Raw genomic sequence first — 15,673 nt, forward strand, 5'->3', positions numbered from 1 at the left:
ACGTCAGTTCTTGAGCGAGCTGTCGATGGCCTTCTGCGCGGCCTCGGCGGCCTTGGCCGCGTCGCCGCCCTTGACCACCGCCGCCTCGGCGATGCCGAACGGCTCCCAGACGGCCTGCATCTCGGGGATGGCCGGCATCGGCAGGCCGTTCTTGCCCGCGTCCATGAACTTGCCCGCGTCGGGATCGGTCGCGCCGACCTCCTGCAGCGCCTCGGTCAGCGCCGGGGGCCGGGGGTCGGCCGCGTACAGGGCCTTGGCCACGTCCTTGTTGGTCACGTAGTTGGCGACGAACTCCTGCGCCAGGGTCTTGCTCTTGCCCTTGGAGGCCACGAAGAAGGACTGGACGCCGACGAACGGGGTGGCGGGCTTGCCGTCCTTGAACGACGGGACGGGCGTGATGTCGTAGCTGATGCCGCCCTTCTTCACATCGCCCATGGCCCAGGGGCCGGAGATCAGGAAGGCGCACTTGCCGCCGGCGAAGCCGGCGACGTAGTTCTCGTTGGTGATGGACGTCTTGAGCGCGCCGTCACCCTTCTCCCCCAGCTCCTTCAGCTTGCCGAACGCCTTGACCGAGTCGGGCGAGCCGAGCAGCACCTTCTTCGGGTCCGGGTCGCCGGAGGCGGTGGTGCCGAACAGCGAGCCGCCGCCCGCCGCGAAGATCGGGTAGACGTGGAAGGCGTCACCCTTCTGCGCCACCGGCAGGCAGAGCACCTCCTTGACCTTGCCCGCGGCCTTGAGCTCCTTGCCCTTCTTGACCATGTCCTCGAGCGTCGCGGGGGCCTCGGGCGCGAGCTTGGTGTTGCGGATCAGCGCGATGTTCTCCACCGCGTACGGCGCGGCCATCACCTGCCCGTCGAAGGTGACCGCCTTGATGGCGATCTCCGGGAACGCCGCCTTCTGCGCGTCGGTGAGGTTGACCGGGTCGATGGCGCCGTTCTGCACCAGGTTGCCGATCCAGTCATGCGCGCCGACCATGATGTCCGGACCGCTGCCCTGCTGGGAGGCGGTGAGGAAGGTCTGCTGGTTGTCCTTGCTGATCTCCTTCACCTCGACGGTCACGCCGTTCTCGGTGCCGAACTGCTCGGCGAAGGGCTTGAGCGCCTTGACCCGGTTGGGGTCGGCCCAGATCACCAGCTTGCCGCTGCCCTTGTCGGCGGGGGCCGAGGAGGCGGCGGCGGAACCGCTGGGGGCGGCAGAGGGGGTGCCGGGCTGAGAACCACCGCAGGCCGTGGCGGCTAATGCCAGGGACGTGAGAGCGGCCACACCCAGGGCTCGCTTGCGCATGGGACCTCCTGAGGTCACGGAGGGAGCAATTGACCGCTTTCGCGGCTTATGTTTCCGGGACGTTAGCGACTCTTTGCAAAATTTGGAAGAACTTGCGAAAGAGCGTTACCCGATCCAGACGCGCTCGATACTCCCTTGACCTCGCCAACCGAACGCCGAGGAGAAGTGGGGCCCCATCTGCAACTTTCCGCAACTTACACTTGACCCCACTGAACCACGCAGGCCATCCTGCACCAGACATCACGGACAATCCCCGGAAGGACCCCCATGCTCGGCAACGACGACTGGTGGCGGGACGCCGTCGTGTACCAGGTCTACCCACGCAGCTTCGCCGACGCGAACGGCGACGGCATGGGAGACCTGCCGGGCGTGCGTGAACGCCTGGACTACCTCGCCGAGCTGGGCGTGGACGCCATCTGGCTGAGCCCCTTCTATACCTCGCCGATGGCCGACGGCGGCTACGACGTGGCCGACTACCGCGACGTGGACCCGATGTTCGGCACGCTGGCCGACCTCGACGGGCTGATCGCCGACGCGCACGAGCGGGGCATCAGGGTGATCGTGGACCTGGTGCCGAACCACTCCTCCGACCGGCACCCGTGGTTCCAGGCCGGCCTGCGCGACCGCTACATCTTCCGGGACCAGCCCAACGACTGGGAGTCCATCTTCGGCGGCCCCGCCTGGACCCAGGTGGCCGACGGGCAGTGGTACCTGCACCTGTTCGCGCCCGAGCAGCCCGACCTCAACTGGGACAACCCGGAGGTGCGGGCCGAGTTCCGCGACATCCTGCGGTTCTGGCTGGAGCGCGGGGTGGACGGCTTCCGCGTCGACGTGGCGCACGGCATGGTCAAGGCCGCCGGGCTGCCCGACGTGGGGCCGAAGGAGGGCCGTCAGGCCGAGATGCTCGGCGACGAGCGCGTGCCGTACTTCGACCAGGACGGCGTGCACGAGATCTACCGCGAGTGGCGGCCGATCCTCGACTCCTACCCCGGCGGGCGGATGGCCGTCGCCGAGGCGTGGGTGTCCTCCCCCGAGCGGCTGGCCCGCTACGTCGGCCCCGACGAGCTGCACCAGGCGTTCAACTTCGACTTCCTGCTGGCCGACTTCCACGCCAAGTCCTTCCGCGCGGTCATCGAGAAGGCGCTGGCCGAGGCGGAGCTGGTGGGCGCGCCGACCACCTGGGTGCTGTCCAACCACGACAAGCCCCGGCACGTCACCCGCCACGGCGGCCTGGCCAAGGCCAAGGCGGCCACGCTGCTGATGCTGGCTCTGCCCGGCTCGGCCTACCTCTACAACGGCGAGGAGCTCGGCCTGCCGGAGGTGCTCGACCTGCCCGACGAGCTGCGGCAGGACCCGGCGTTCCTGCGCAGCGGCGAGAGCCGCGACGGCTGCCGGGTGCCGATCCCGTGGACCACCGCCCCCGGCCTTGGCTGGCGGGACCCGTGGCTGCCGATCCCCGCCTCGTGGGCGCCGCTGTCGGTCGAGGCCCAGCACGACGACCCCGCCTCCACGCTGAACCTCTACCGGGCCGCGCTGCGCCTGCGCAAGTCCCACCCGGCACTCGGCGGCGGCACGCTGACCTGGCTCGACTCGCCCAAGGACGTACTGGCCATCGAGCGCTCGCCCGGCCTGGTCGTCATGCTGAACACCAGTGACCAGCCGGTGGAGGTGACCGGCGAGGTGCTGCTGTCCAGCGGTCCGCTCAACGCGGACGGCACCCTGCCACCCGACACCACGGTGTGGCTCCAGCTCTGACGCGGGGCTCCGGACAATGGGACAAACTTTCCCCTTGTCCGGCATATCGGGGTAAATATCGTTAGTAGCCTCGATTTGATGTCACGCCTATGGGCGAGTTCTCTCCGCGGCCGCGTCACGCTGGTGGCGGCCGCCGTGGCCACCGCTGTGCTGATCCCCGTAGGGACCGGCACCATCGTCGTGGCCAAGTCCGTGGTCGAGGCGAACGTGTGGCACCAGACCAGGAACACCGCCGAACAGGTGGCGGCCGAGTGGCGCGTGGGCGACCTCCCGCTGGGCGCGACGATGCCGCTGACCGACCCCTCCGTCGACCTGATCCAGGTCGTCACTCCGAGCGGTCAGGTGGTGGCGACGAGCGACGCGGCCCGCAACCTGCCGCCGCTGAGCGACGTCTGGCCCACCGCGGACAACCGGGTCATCAGCACCACGAACTGCCTCCCGAGGCAGTGCGTCCACCTGACGGCCGTCCGCGCGTCGCCGTCCCCGGCCGCAAACGTCGTGTACGCCGGGCGCACCACCCCCGGCCTGCTGGACACGAGGATCCTGGAGGCCGTCGTGCTCACCCAGGTCCTCGTGCTCATCGCGCTGGCCACCTGGACGACCTGGCTGGTCATGGGCCGGGCGCTGCGGCCGGTGGGCGCGATGCGGGTCGAGCTCGACGCGGTCAACGCCAGCGACCTGAGCAGCCGGGTGACCCAGCCGCCGGGCAAGGACGAGGTCGCCCAGCTCGCCAGGTCCGTCAACGGCACGCTGGCCCGCCTGGAGCGCTCCGCCTACCAGCAGCGCCGCTTCGCCTCCGACGCCTCGCACGAGCTGCGTACGCCCATCGCCGGGCTGCGCGCGCAGCTGGAGAGCGCGCAGCTCTACCCCGAGGACACCGACTTCATCGCGCTGGTGGACAGCGCGCTGCGCGACACCGACCGGCTCGAAGCGATCATCACCGACCTGCTGCTGCTGGCCAGGATCGGCTCCCATGTGGACGTGGTGAAGGAGCGGGTGGATCTCGCCGGCCTGGTCCGCGACGAGCTGTCGGCCCGCAACGACCGGCTGCCCGTCAAGCTGATGCTGGACGAGGGCGTCGTGGTGGAGGGGGTACGCCTGCAGCTGACCCGGGTGCTGACGAACCTGCTGGACAACGCCCAGCGCCATGCCGAGAGCATCATCAAGGTGGTGGTCACCCGGAACGGGAACATGGCCGTACTGGCCGTGGAGAACGACGGCGTGGAGATCGCGCGGGCCGACCGCGAGTCCATCTTCGAGCGCTTCACCCGCCTGGACGCGGCCCGCAGCCGCGACTCCGGCGGCACCGGGCTGGGTCTGGCCATCGCGCGCGACGTGGCGGTGGCGCATCGCGGCGAGATCCGCGTCGAGGAGTACTGCGGCGGCGCCCGCTTCGTCCTGAGGCTGCCTGCCGTGTGACATGATCCACCTCCCGTTGGTCACCTTGTGACATGAAACGGTGGATTTACTGGTCGTTTGTCCGAGATCATGGGCACATGACGGAACAAGCGCCGCAAGGTGTGGACCCGCACATCCCTAACGCGTCGCGGATGTACGACTACTTTCTTGGTGGCAAGGACAACTTCAAGGCCGACCGGGATCTCGCCGAACTGGTGATGAGCGTCCTTCCCGAGGTCAGAGAGGGCACGAGGCAGAACCGCAAGTTCATCGGGCGAGTGGTCGAATACCTGTGCCGTCAGGGCATCACCCAGTTCCTCGACCTCGGCTCCGGCCTCCCGGCCGCGGAGAACGTGCACGAGGTCGCCCACCGGTTCGCGCCGGACGCGCGCATCGTCTATGTCGACAACGATCCCGTGGTGGCCGCGCACGGCCGCGCCCTGCTGGCCGACCCGAAGAAGGTCGCCATGGTGCTGGGCGACGGACGTGAGCCGGAGAAACTCCTCCAGCATCCCGAGGTGCTGTCGTTGCTGGACTTCGACCGGCCGGTCGCGGTGCTCATGATGTTCTTCCTGCACCTGGTGCCCGACGAGGACCGGCCGCAGGAGTTCGTGGCCGCCTACCGGGACGCGCTGGCGCCGGGCAGCTACCTGGCCATCTCCCATGTCGGCAACGACGTCGTGCCGGAGCAGGTGGCCAAGATCGTTGAGTTCTACCAGAAGGCCAACTCGCCGTTCTGCCCGCGCCCCGGCACGGAGATCGCCCGGTTCTTCGGTGACTTCGAGCTGATCCCGCCGGGGCTGGCCAGTGGCCTGGGGCCGGAGGTCGGCTGGCCGTTCAACGACCCCCAGGAGACGATCTTCCTCGACGACGAGATGGCGCGGATGGGCTACGCGGGCATCGGCCGCAAGCTCTGACCCGTCTGGCGACGAGTCAGAGCTTGCGGCGACGGCTCAGACCGGCGACATCTCCCGCCGCTCGTCGTCCGCCGCGGGCGGCTCGGGCCGCTCGTCCTCGTCCAGCAGCGTCGACTCGTCGAACGGCGCGTTGCCGGCGAGCACCTCGGCGGCTCGTTCCTTGTCGAAGTCCCCTGTCCAGGTGGCGACAAGGATGGTGCCGACCGCGTTGCCGGCGAAGTTCGTCAGGGCGCGGGCCTCGGACATGAACCGGTCGATGCCGACGATGAGGCCGACGCCGTCGACCAGCGCGGGCCGGTGCGACTGGAGAGCACCGGCCAGCGTGGCCAGACCCGCTCCGGTCACGCCCGCCGCGCCCTTGGAGGCGATCATCATGAACAGCAGCAGCGCGATCTGCTCGCCGAACGCCAGCGGCGCTCCGGTGGCCGAGGCGACGAACAGCGTGGCCATGGTCAGGTAGATCGCGGTGCCGTCGAGGTTGAAGGAGTAACCGGTCGGCACCGTGATGCCGGCCACCGTACGGCTCACACCGAGGTGCTCCATCTTGGCGATCAGCCGGGGCAGCGCGGCCTCGGACGACGAGGTGGACAGGATCAGCAGGAACTCGCGCCCCAGGTAGCGGAACAGCGGCCACATGCCCACCTTGGCCACCATCCACAGCAGCGGGCCGAGCACGAGGCCGACGAACAGCAGGCAGGTGATGTAGAAGGCGACCATGATGATGCCCAAGGCCTTGAGCGCGTCCAGGCCGGTGGCGCCGACGACGGCGGCGATGGCGCCGAACGCGCCGATCGGCGCCGCCCACATGATCATGGCGAGGATGCGGAACACCAGTCGCTGGATGTGCTCGACGGCCGTCAGGATCGGCGCGGCCTTGGGCCCCATGGCCAGCAGCGCGAACCCGACGAGGAGCGCGACCAGCAGCGTCTGCAGCGTCTGCCCCTCGGTGAACGCCGACACCAGCGTGGTGGGGATGATGCCGAGCAGGAAGTCGGTCGATCCGGCGGCGGCCCCCTTGGCCGCCTCGGCCTCCGCGGCCTGCTTGGCCGCGTCCGTGAGGTGCAGCCCTGAGCCCGGGTCGATGAAGTTGCCCACCACGAGTCCGATGATCAGGGCTACGGTGGACATGATGGTGAAGTAGCCGATGGTGAGGCCGCCGACCTTGCCGACCTTGGCCGCCTTGCTGACCGAGCCGACGCCGAGCACGATCGTGCAGAAGATGATCGGGCCGATCATCATCTTGACGAGGTTGACGAACGCGGTGCCGAGCGGCTTGAGCTCCTTGCCGACGTCCGGCCAGACGAATCCGACCAGGATCCCTAGCAGCACCGCCACGATGACGGCCATGTAGAGAAGGTGGGTGCGATCACGACGCATGGGACGGTCTCCGGTCGTATGGACGAGACTGCTAACCATGCGAATATGCGCTCTGTGGTGATGCAGGTCACTATTGCGTAAGTTTCGTACACTGAAGAGATTCCCATGAGCCGATGGACCCTGGCCGGCCAGATGCTGGCCCTGCAACTGTTCGTGGTCGTCCTGACCCTGGTGAGCGCCGCCACGCTCGTCTCCGTGCTGGCCGGCAACCTCGTCACGGCCGAGGCGACGGCCCAGGCCAGGGCGGCGGCCACCGCTGTCGCGGCCTCGCCCGACGTGCTGGCCGCGCTCGACGCCCCGTCGCCGAGCAGCCGTCTGCAGCCGTTCGCCGAGCAGGTACGCGCCCGCACGGGCGTCGACTTCGTCACCATCATGAAGCCCGACGGCACCCGCTACACCCACCCCAACCCGGGGGAGATCGGCAAGCGGTTCCTCGGCCACATCGACCAGGCCCTGCGCGGGCAGACGTTCACGGAGACCTACACCGGCACGCTCGGCCCGTCCGTGCGGGCGGTCGCCCCGGTCCGCGCGAGCGCGAGCGGCCCGGTGCGGGCGCTGGTCAGCGCGGGCATCAAGGTCGAGAGAGTGAGCGCCAGGCTGCGCGGCCTGCTCTTCTGGACCGGGCTCATCGCGCTGGTCGTGCTCGCCCTCGGCGCCGCCGGCACCTGGCTGGTGACCGCCCGGCTGCGCAGGCAGACACACGGGCTCGGGCCGGCCGAGCTGGGCCGCATCCACGAGCACCACGACGCGGTGCTGCACGCCGTACGCGAGGGACTGCTGCTGGTCGGCAAGGACGGCACGCTGACGCTCTGCAACGACGCCGCGCGGCAGCTGCTCGGCCTGCCCGCCGACGCCGAAGGGCGGCACCTGGACGAGCTGGGCCTGTCGGAGGTGCTGGACGCGGGCCAGGAGGAGCGGGTGCACCTGGTCGGGGACCGGGTGCTGGCCGTCAACGGCGCGGCCAGCAGACTGGGCACCGTGGTGACCGTGCGGGATCACACCGAGCTGCAGGCGCTGGCCGGGCAGCTGGACGCCGAGCGCGGGTTCGCCGAGTCGCTCAGGTCGGCCGCCCACGAGTCGGCCAACAAGCTGCACACGGTCATCACCCTGGTGGAGCTGGGCCGCACGGAGCAGGCCGTGGCGTTCGGCACCGCGGAGCTGCGGGCGGCGCAGCACCTGACGGACCGGGTGATGGGCGCGGTACGCGAGCCGGTCCTGGCCGCGCTGCTGCTGGGCAAGAGCGCGGAGGCGGCCGAGCGCGGCGGCGAGCTGGTGATCAGTGAGGACAGCGAGCTGGACGACCTCGGCCTGGACGCCGGGGAGCTCGTCACGATCGTCGGCAACCTCATCGACAACGCGATCGACGCGGCGACGCGGGTCGAGGTGCTGTTGCGGGCCGGTCCGGACGGCTTCCTCATCAGGGTGGCCGACGACGGGCCCGGCCTGATCGCACCCGACGCGTTCCGGAAGGGCTGGACCACCAAGGGCGACGGGCACGGGCTGGGCCTCGCGCTGGTCGGGCAGGCGGTGCGGCGGCTGGGCGGGTCGATCGAGGTGGACGGCTCGGTGTTCACCGTGCGGCTGCCCGTGCCCGAGCCCGCGACGGAGTCGGTCCGATGATCTCAGTGCTCGTGGTCGAGGACGAGGAGATCACCGCCGAGGCCAACCGCATCTACGTGGCCCGGGTGCCGGGCTTCGAGGTGGCGGGCGTGGTGCGCTCGGGCGGCGAGGCGCTGCGGTTCCTGCGGCGTACGCCGGTCGATCTCATCCTGCTCGACCTGTACCTGCCCGACATGCCCGGCCTCGAGGTCTGCCGGGCGGTACGGGCGGGCGGGCTGCTGTGCGACGTGATCGCGGTCACCTCCGCGCGCGATCTGGCCATGGTGCGCTCGGCGGTGTCCCTGGGCATTTCCCAGTACCTCCTCAAGCCGTTCACCTTCTCGACACTTCACGAGAAGCTGACCCGCTATGCCCGGTTCAAGGAGGAGGCCGGCGAGATCGTCGGGCAGGGCGACGTGGACCGGGTGCTCGGCACCCTGCGCGGCCGCTCCGAGCTGCCGAAAGGCATGGCCCGCGACACCCTCGACGTGGTCGTCGCCGAGCTGCGCGGGCGCCCCGCGGGGATGTCGGCACAGGCCGTGGGAACGGCGGCCGGGGTCTCCCGGGTGACGGCCCGCAGATACCTGGAACACCTGGTGGAGCTGGGCATCGCGGTACGGATGCCCCAGTACGGCGGAGTGGGCCGTCCAGAGCTGCTCTACCGGATCCCCCCGGAAAGTTAATTAGGGGGATGCTGCTCGTTCAATCCGTGCCTCTAGCTTCGGGATGCAATCCGTAAGCACTGAGGAGTTCACGTTGCGAGTCCTGGCCGTTGTTCCCGCCCGCGGAGGTTCCGCGGGTGTTCCCCTGAAGAACCTCGCGCCGGTCGGTGGTATCCCCCTGGTCACCCGAGCCGTCCGCGCCGCGCTGCGCAGCGAGCTGATCGACCAGGTGGTGGTCAGCACCGACCACGCGGGAATCGCCGAGGCCGCCAAGGAGGCGGGCGCGCTCGTCGTGGACCGCCCGGAGGAGCTGAGCGGCTCGACCGCCTCCAGCGAGTCGGCTGTCCTGCACGCGCTCGACACGCTCGGCGAGGACCCGGAAGTGGTCGTGCTCGTGCAGTGCACCAGCGCGTTCATCGACTCCGACGACCTGTCGGCGGCCGTGCGCAAGGTGCTCGACGGCGAGGCCGACGCGGTCGTGTCGGGCCTGCCCACGCACGAGTTCCTCTGGACCCCGGCCGGCGGCGGGATCAACCACGACCCCGCGTTCAGACCGCGCAGGCAGGACCGTGAGCCGCAGTTCCGCGAGAACGGCGCGTTCTACGTCATGCGCGCCTCCGGGCTGCGCGAGCACGGCCACCGCTTCTTCGGCACCATCGCCGTGCAGCCGGTGCCCGTGCGGCACGCGATCGAGATCGACGACCCCGAGGACCTGGAGCTGGCCCGCGCGCTGGCCCCGTTCGTGGACGTGCCCGAGCCGATCGACGTCGACGCGGTCATCACCGACTTCGACGGCGTGCACACCGACGACCGCGCCTACGTCGACTCCGACGGCCGCGAGATGGTGCTGGTCAGCCGCTCCGACGGGATGGGCATCGCGCTGCTGCGCCGCTCCGGGGTGAAGGTGCTGGTCATGTCGACCGAGCACAACCCGGTCGTGGCCGCCCGCGCCCGCAAGCTGGGCGTGCCCGTGCTGCAGGGCATCGCCGAGAAGCGGGTCGTGCTGCGCGACTGGCTGACGATCGAGGGCCTCGACCCGGCCCGCGTCGCCTACGTGGGCAACGACGTCAACGACCTGGGCCCGATGGCCGAGGTGGGCTGGCCGATCGCGGTGCCCGACGCGCACCCGCGGGTCCGGGCGGCCGCCCGGGTCGTGCTGTCCAAGGCGGGCGGCGAGGGCGCCGTACGCGAGCTGTGCGACCGGGTCGTGGCGGCCCGGCCCGCGGAGCCCACGCCCGAGGTCAGGGAGCGTCCCAGGTTCGGCCCGGTGGCGGTCGGCGAGGTGCTGGTCGGCGACGGCGAGCCCGTCTACGTCATCGGCGAGATCGGCATCAACCACAACGGCGACCTCGACCTGGCCCGCCGGCTCATCGACGTGGCGGCCGACGCGGGCTGCCAGGCGGTCAAGTTCCAGAAGCGCACCCCGGCGATCTGCGTACCCGAGGCGCAGAAGGGGCAGATCAGGCAGACGCCCTGGGGCGAGATGACCTATCTGGAGTACAAGGAGCGGACCGAGTTCGGTTACGACGAGTACCGCCAGATCGCCAAGTACTGCGACGAGCGCGGCCTGCACTGGTTCGCCTCACCGTGGGACGTGCCCTCCATCGACTTCCTGGAGGAGATGGACGTCGTGGCGCACAAGATCGCCTCGGCCAGCGTCGCCGACCACGAGCTGCTCCGCGCCCTGGCGGCGACGGGCAAGCCGCTGATGCTGTCGACCGGCATGTCCACGCTCTCCGAGATCGACAAGGCCGTCGAGATCCTCGGCACCGACAAGCTGATCATGATGCACGCCACCTCCACCTACCCCCTCCCGCCGGAGGAGGCGAACCTGCGCACGATCACCACCCTCAAGGAGCGCTACGGCGTGCCGGTCGGCTACTCCGGGCACGAGCGCGGCCTGCAGATCTCGCTGGCCGCGGTGACGCTCGGCGCGGTCTGCGTGGAGCGGCACATCACCCTCGACCGGACCATGTGGGGCTCCGACCACGCCGCCTCGCTGGAGCCCTCCGGCCTGGAGCACCTGGTGCGCGACATCCGGATCATCGAGCAGGCGATGGGCGACGGCGTCAAGCGCGTCTTCCCCGGTGAGGAGGCCCCCAAGGCCCGCCTGCGGCGCGTCACCGTCTGACGAGTGCGATCTTGACCACTCTGTCCGTCATCGTGCCCGTGCGTAACGGCGAGCGTTTCATCGCCGACGCGCTCTCCTCACTCTGCCGCAACGCCCGGCGCGACTTCGAGTTCATCGTCGTGGACGACGGTTCGGTGGACGCCACCGGCGCCATCGCCGAGGACTTCCGCGCCGACCTGCCCGGCCTGTCCATCCTGCGCAATCCGGCGCCGGTCGGGCTCGCCGACGCGCGCAACACCGGGCTGTCTGCCGCCTCGGGCCGGTACGTCACGTTCATGGACGGCGACGACTGGCTCGCCCCCGGCTACCTGGCCCGGCTCGTCGAGGCCATCGACGGGCTCGGCTGCGACTTCGTCCGCGCCGACCACGTACAGGTCGAGGGACGTAAGCGGGTCGTGCACCGCGCTCCGCTGGCGCGGCGGGGCGTGGTGCTCAACCCTCGGGACGCGATCCTGCCCGCGAACGTGCGGACCATGGTCGACTACCCCTACGCCTGGGCCGGGATCTACCGGCGCTCGCTGCACGACCTGCTGCACTTCCCCGGCTCGCTGCACACCGCCGAGGACCGGCCGTGGATCTGGCGGCTGCACAGGGAGGCGGCCACGTTCGCGGTGGTCTCCCTGGCCGGGGTGTTCTACCGGCGGATGGTCTCGGGGTCGCTCACGCGGGTGGGCGACGAGCGGCAGTTGCACTTCTTCGACGCCTTCGAGCTGGTGTTCAAGGACCTCGAGGAGGAGTTCCTGCCCAAGGCCGTACGGAACTTCTGCGCGCTGCTCGCCCACCACCTGGAGATCGCCGACCGCTTCACCCCGCAGCTGCGCGCCCGGTTCGAGGAGCGCGGCGCGGAGATGGTGCGCTCGCTGCCCACCGGCCTGGTGGCGGACGTGGTGTCGCGGATGTCCATGGAACGCGAGGCCACCCTGCGGGCCCTGCTGCCCGACCTCCCCCCGAACCCCCACGTGCGGCCGCGCCGCGAACGGGAGGACTCATGACGACCGTCTTCTACGCCTCGACGCTGTTCGGGGCGATGTCGCTGGCGGCCGGGATCGACGACGGCCGCTTCGCCGAGGGGCGCCGGGTCCTCATCGTGTCCAACAACGCGGCGATCCCCGAGGTCACCGTCCCGCTCGACCGGACGCCGGGCTTCGCGGTGCTGCGCTCCCGCTTCGACGAGATCCACTCGTGGAACGACCTGATCGCGCCGCTGCACCCGTCGGACTGGAAGGCCCGCGTCATCGAGGTGCCGATGATGGAGCGGCTGATCCGCGCCCATCTGGAGCTCGACGACGCGACCGAGCTGGTGCTGGAGTCGATCGCGGTGCCGCCCGCCCGGACGATCGCCGGGCTGGTGCGCGACTGCCCGATCACCGTCTACTCCGACGGCCTGATGAGCTACGGCCCGACCCGCGACCCGCTGCCCGCCGAGATCTTCCGCCGCATCACCCGCCTGCTGCACCTGGACCTCGTGCCAGGGCTGGAGCCGCTCCTGCTCAGCGAGTACGGCGTGCCGGCCCAGATCCTGCCGGACGAGGCGTTCCTGGCGGTGGTCCGGCAGGTGGCGACGACCGCGCCCGACATGCTGGCCGGGCAGGCGATGATCCTCGGGCAGTACCTGTCCGCGCTGGAGATCGTCACGCCGGAGGAGGAGGCGGCGCTGCACGAGTCGATGCTGCGCGGCCTGGTCGCCCGGGGCTACTCGACCGTGGTGTTCAAGCCGCACCCGGCGGCCGGGCGCAGGCACGCGCAGCTGCTCAGGGCCGCCGCCGAGCCGATGGACGTGCGGCTGCTGGTGGCCGGGGAGAGCGTCCCGGCCGAGGTGTGCTTCTCGGCGCTGCGGCCCGAGCTGGTCGTGGGCTGCTTCTCGACCGGCCTGATCACGGCCGGGCGCTACTTCGGGCTGCCGGTGGCCTCGTACGGGACCGATCTGGTGCTGGAGCGGCTGGCCCCGTACGAGAACAGCAACCGGGTGCCCGTCACGATCGTCGACGCGCTGCTGCCCCGCATGGCGGCGGACGGCACGATCGAGCCGGCGCCGCGCGGCTACCTGCGGGAGCTGGTCCAGGCCGTGGGTTACTGCATGCAGGCCGAGACCTACCCGGAGCTGCGGCCGGCGGACTTCGACTTCGACCCGCGCTACTTCAAGCGCAAGCGCCTGGAGACGCTCGGCCTGACGGCCAAGCCCACGGCGCTGACGCGGCTGCGCCGCAAGATCCGCTCAGCGATCTGAACGGGCGGCGCCCCCGGAGGCACTCTCCGGGGGCAACGGCTTTTGGGACGGCTTTAGGGACGGCTCTAGGAGAGCGCCCGGAGATACCGGCGCATCCGCCGCTTGGCCCGGTAGCCGACGCGCAGCATGGTGGGCGGCACGTCCAGGCGCATCCTGGCCCGGCGGCGGGCGGCGGCGTGCTCCGGCCCGTCGAGCAGCGACCTGGCCGGGACCCGCGGGCCGCCGGCCACCAGACCGCCCAGCAGCCCGGCCCAGTCGTTGCGCTCCACCGGGTGGAAGTAGTTGGCCGCGCACCACCCGGCGTCGGCGGCGCGGAAGCCGCCGCCGGCCAGCTCGTCGAGCGTCCCCAGCAGCCCGCTGTCCTCGAACACCAGGTTGATCATCTCCGCGCTCACGCCGAAGTCGCTCAGCACCAGCAGCGGCACGTCCTGCGCGATGGCCTCCAGCGCCGCCGTCGAGCTGACGGTCACGAACCCGGCCGCCTGAGCCAGCTGATCGTGCATCGAGCCCGCCTCGAACGCCACCCGCCCCGGCTCGCCGATCTCGCGCCAGAGCCGCTGGTAGTGGAAGCGCTCGTTGTGCGTCTGCCGCTCGTCCTCCAGGGCGCGCAGCTTCACCACCACGTCCAGGTCCGGGCGGCGGGCGGCCAGCTCGGCCAGGGACAGCAGGATGCGTTCGCGATCCTCGCGCTCACGCGGCACCTTGGCCTGGGTGGCGAACACCACCCGGTTCCCGCCGCCGCGCACGGCCCGCGGACGCAGGAACGGCAGCCGGGCCAGCCCGACCGCCCCTCCCCCACCGAGCTGGGCGGCGATCCCGCCGAACTCGGCCACCTCCCGCTCGCTGTGCACCACGAACAGGTCGCACCCGCTGCGGAACAGCCACGCCTTCTCCGTCGCGGGCACCGAGATGCCCGGCAGCCCGGTCACGAACACCGGCCGCGGCCGCAGCCCGGCGAACGCCTCGGCCACCAGCACGTCCACGACCGGCCCCGTACAGGCCACGATGATCGCGTCCGGCCGCGTCCGCTCGGCCAGACGCCGCACCGCCCGCGCCGGCATCAGCGGCGGCACGGGACGTCCGCCCACGGCGGCGGCGATCTGCTCGGGCGACGGCGCGATCGGCGTGCGCACCACCGCGAGGTCCGTCTCGCAGCCGGGTGGCAGGTCGTCGAGCAGGCAGGCCGCCCACTTCAGGTAGGAGTCGGAGTCGGCCACGGCCAGCACTCTCAAGTGGTCACTCCAGTCAGATACGGGCAGAGGCCCAGTCGTATGGGTGAACGCCCGTCTTAACCGGCCGTTCCAGTCACGTACGGAGTAAGCCGGTCATCCGGCGACTCCGGTCAGATGGGAACGCAGGTCGGGGGCCGCCCTGCTGGTCCACCAGTCGTCCGGCACGTCCACCGCCTCGACCGCGACGCCGCGCGGGCCGAGCAGCACGCGCAGCGAGGAGATCGCGGTGGACGGCAGGCTGAGCACCCGCTGGGCGGGGTCGAGGCCGCGCAGCGTCAGCTCGGCGGGCACGCCGGCGTCGTGCACGGTGATCTCGGGCCGCTCGCGGATGGCCGCCACGTCAGCGGGATCCTCGCGGCGGTGCGGGAAGTAGGCGAGCGGCTCCTCGGCGGCCAGGTCCATCAGCCAGCTCAGGTAGCGGTCCCGGTGGACCAGTCCGTTCCTGACCAGAGAGGTGCCGAGCACGACGGTCCGCTCGGCCGGTCCTGGCCCGCCCAGCGGCTGCTCGCGCAGCCAGCCGAAGTCGTGGCGTACCAGATCGACGCCCGCCGCCCGGACGGCAACCGCCAGTTCGTCGGTCACCGGCAGCGCGGTGAAGACCGACACCCGGCTCGCGCGCAGCCTGATCGCCGCCGCCAGCCCCAGGGCCGCGCGCAGCTTTCCCGGGTGGGCCCGCGCCCGCAGCAACGGTTTGTACGGCCCCGCGGCCAGCAGGGACAGCAACCGGAGCGTGGCCAGCCCGTCGTCGACGATCACGATGCGACCCGGATGGGAGACGAGCCAGCGCACCTGCACCCGGCCGGAGAAGGCGTCGCCGACGGCGTGCGGGGCACGCGGCATGCGCTCACGCGGCTCGGCCAGCTCCAGCCCCTCGGGCAGAGCCAGTCCGGACAGCTCCCGGCGAGTGGCCTTGAGCGCCCGCAGCCCGGCACGCGGCACGACGACCGTGGCAGGCCCGAGCAGCCCAGCGCGGTGCGCCTCTATGGCGCACAGCATCTGAAGCGGGGACTCCACCCAGGCCGACGCCTGTTTGCCCACTCTGTTACCCCCGCGGGGTGATAGCCCGATCACGACCGCTTCAAGCTAGCCCG

12 protein-coding genes are annotated in these 15,673 nt (G+C 70.9%); 8 read left to right on the forward strand and 4 right to left on the reverse strand.

Translation table 11 applies throughout. The features are described 5' to 3' along the window. Positions 1–3: 3 nt before the first annotated feature. A complete protein-coding gene (locus AB0B61_RS17625; RefSeq protein WP_358432572.1) occupies positions 4–1,284 on the reverse strand; it encodes a maltose ABC transporter substrate-binding protein in 1,281 nt (426 codons plus the stop codon). Between the two features lie 267 nt (positions 1,285–1,551). Between AB0B61_RS17625 and AB0B61_RS17630 the strand changes: the two genes are divergently transcribed. The 3 genes from AB0B61_RS17630 to AB0B61_RS17640 all read left to right on the forward strand — a co-directional run bounded on the left by AB0B61_RS17630 (position 1,552) and on the right by AB0B61_RS17640 (position 5,354). Further along, positions 1,552–3,039 carry a glycoside hydrolase family 13 protein gene (locus AB0B61_RS17630; RefSeq protein ID WP_358432574.1) on the forward strand — a complete coding sequence of 496 codons (1,488 nt, stop codon included), beginning with the start codon at positions 1,552–1,554 and terminating at the stop codon, positions 3,037–3,039. Between the two features lie 78 nt (positions 3,040–3,117). Next, complete coding sequence (locus AB0B61_RS17635; protein ID WP_358432576.1) at positions 3,118–4,458, forward strand: HAMP domain-containing sensor histidine kinase; 1,341 nt, start codon at positions 3,118–3,120, stop codon at positions 4,456–4,458. A 77-nt stretch (positions 4,459–4,535) separates the two neighbouring features. Next, positions 4,536–5,354 (forward strand): SAM-dependent methyltransferase, encoded by an 819-nt coding sequence (locus AB0B61_RS17640; RefSeq protein ID WP_358432578.1) that lies wholly within the window; start codon positions 4,536–4,538, stop codon positions 5,352–5,354. Positions 5,355–5,390: 36 nt separating this feature from the next. Here the strand turns inward: AB0B61_RS17640 and AB0B61_RS17645 are convergent, their stop codons facing one another. Then, on the reverse strand, positions 5,391–6,731 hold the full coding sequence (locus AB0B61_RS17645; protein ID WP_358432580.1) for a cation:dicarboxylase symporter family transporter: 1,341 nt from the start codon (positions 6,729–6,731) through the stop codon (positions 5,391–5,393). 105 nt (positions 6,732–6,836) lie between these two features. On the opposite strand from AB0B61_RS17645, the gene AB0B61_RS17650 reads away from it, so the two are divergent. From AB0B61_RS17650 to AB0B61_RS17670, 5 genes are all read left to right on the forward strand, one after another. Beyond that, entirely contained in the window at positions 6,837–8,351 is a 1,515-nt protein-coding gene (locus AB0B61_RS17650; RefSeq protein WP_358432582.1) for a sensor histidine kinase, read from the forward strand. Then, the gene (locus AB0B61_RS17655) at positions 8,348–9,013 is read left to right on the forward strand and encodes a response regulator (protein ID WP_358432584.1); all 666 of its coding nucleotides are present in this window, start codon (positions 8,348–8,350) and stop codon (positions 9,011–9,013) included. Before AB0B61_RS17650 ends, AB0B61_RS17655 begins: the two co-directional genes overlap by 4 nt. 73 nt (positions 9,014–9,086) lie before the next feature. Continuing rightward, complete coding sequence (locus AB0B61_RS17660) at positions 9,087–11,123, forward strand: N-acetylneuraminate synthase family protein (RefSeq protein ID WP_358432586.1); 2,037 nt, start codon at positions 9,087–9,089, stop codon at positions 11,121–11,123. Between the two features lie 11 nt (positions 11,124–11,134). Continuing rightward, positions 11,135–12,115: a glycosyltransferase family 2 protein gene (locus AB0B61_RS17665; RefSeq protein WP_358432588.1), complete on the forward strand. Its 981-nt coding sequence runs from the start codon at positions 11,135–11,137 to the stop codon at positions 12,113–12,115. Beyond that, a complete protein-coding gene (locus AB0B61_RS17670) occupies positions 12,112–13,350 on the forward strand; it encodes a polysialyltransferase family glycosyltransferase (RefSeq protein ID WP_358432590.1) in 1,239 nt (412 codons plus the stop codon). Before AB0B61_RS17665 ends, AB0B61_RS17670 begins: the two co-directional genes overlap by 4 nt. A gap of 65 nt (positions 13,351–13,415) precedes the next feature. On the opposite strand, the gene AB0B61_RS17675 is transcribed toward AB0B61_RS17670, so the two are convergent. After that, positions 13,416–14,576 (reverse strand): DUF6716 putative glycosyltransferase, encoded by a 1,161-nt coding sequence (locus AB0B61_RS17675; protein WP_358433075.1) that lies wholly within the window; start codon positions 14,574–14,576, stop codon positions 13,416–13,418. Between the two features lie 99 nt (positions 14,577–14,675). Continuing rightward, the gene (locus tag AB0B61_RS17680) at positions 14,676–15,596 is read right to left on the reverse strand and encodes a hypothetical protein (RefSeq protein WP_358432592.1); all 921 of its coding nucleotides are present in this window, start codon (positions 15,594–15,596) and stop codon (positions 14,676–14,678) included. Positions 15,597–15,673: the final 77 nt, after the last annotated feature.

Origin of the sequence: Nonomuraea sp. NPDC049158 (assembly GCF_040648335.1) — a bacterium.
In the GTDB taxonomy this organism is placed as follows: Bacteria; Actinomycetota; Actinomycetes; order Streptosporangiales; family Streptosporangiaceae; genus Nonomuraea.

Coding starts and splice junctions, on each gene's coding strand:
- AB0B61_RS17655 (WP_358432584.1), top strand. CDS start 8,348: ATGATCTCAGTGCTCGTGGTCGAGGACGAGGAGATCACCGCCGAGGCC.
- AB0B61_RS17635 (WP_358432576.1), top strand. CDS start 3,118: ATGTCACGCCTATGGGCGAGTTCTCTCCGCGGCCGCGTCACGCTGGTG.
- AB0B61_RS17625 (WP_358432572.1), bottom strand. CDS start 1,284: ATGCGCAAGCGAGCCCTGGGTGTGGCCGCTCTCACGTCCCTGGCATTA.
- AB0B61_RS17670 (WP_358432590.1), top strand. CDS start 12,112: ATGACGACCGTCTTCTACGCCTCGACGCTGTTCGGGGCGATGTCGCTG.
- AB0B61_RS17630 (WP_358432574.1), top strand. CDS start 1,552: ATGCTCGGCAACGACGACTGGTGGCGGGACGCCGTCGTGTACCAGGTC.
- AB0B61_RS17640 (WP_358432578.1), top strand. CDS start 4,536: ATGACGGAACAAGCGCCGCAAGGTGTGGACCCGCACATCCCTAACGCG.
- AB0B61_RS17650 (WP_358432582.1), top strand. CDS start 6,837: ATGAGCCGATGGACCCTGGCCGGCCAGATGCTGGCCCTGCAACTGTTC.
- AB0B61_RS17645 (WP_358432580.1), bottom strand. CDS start 6,731: ATGCGTCGTGATCGCACCCACCTTCTCTACATGGCCGTCATCGTGGCG.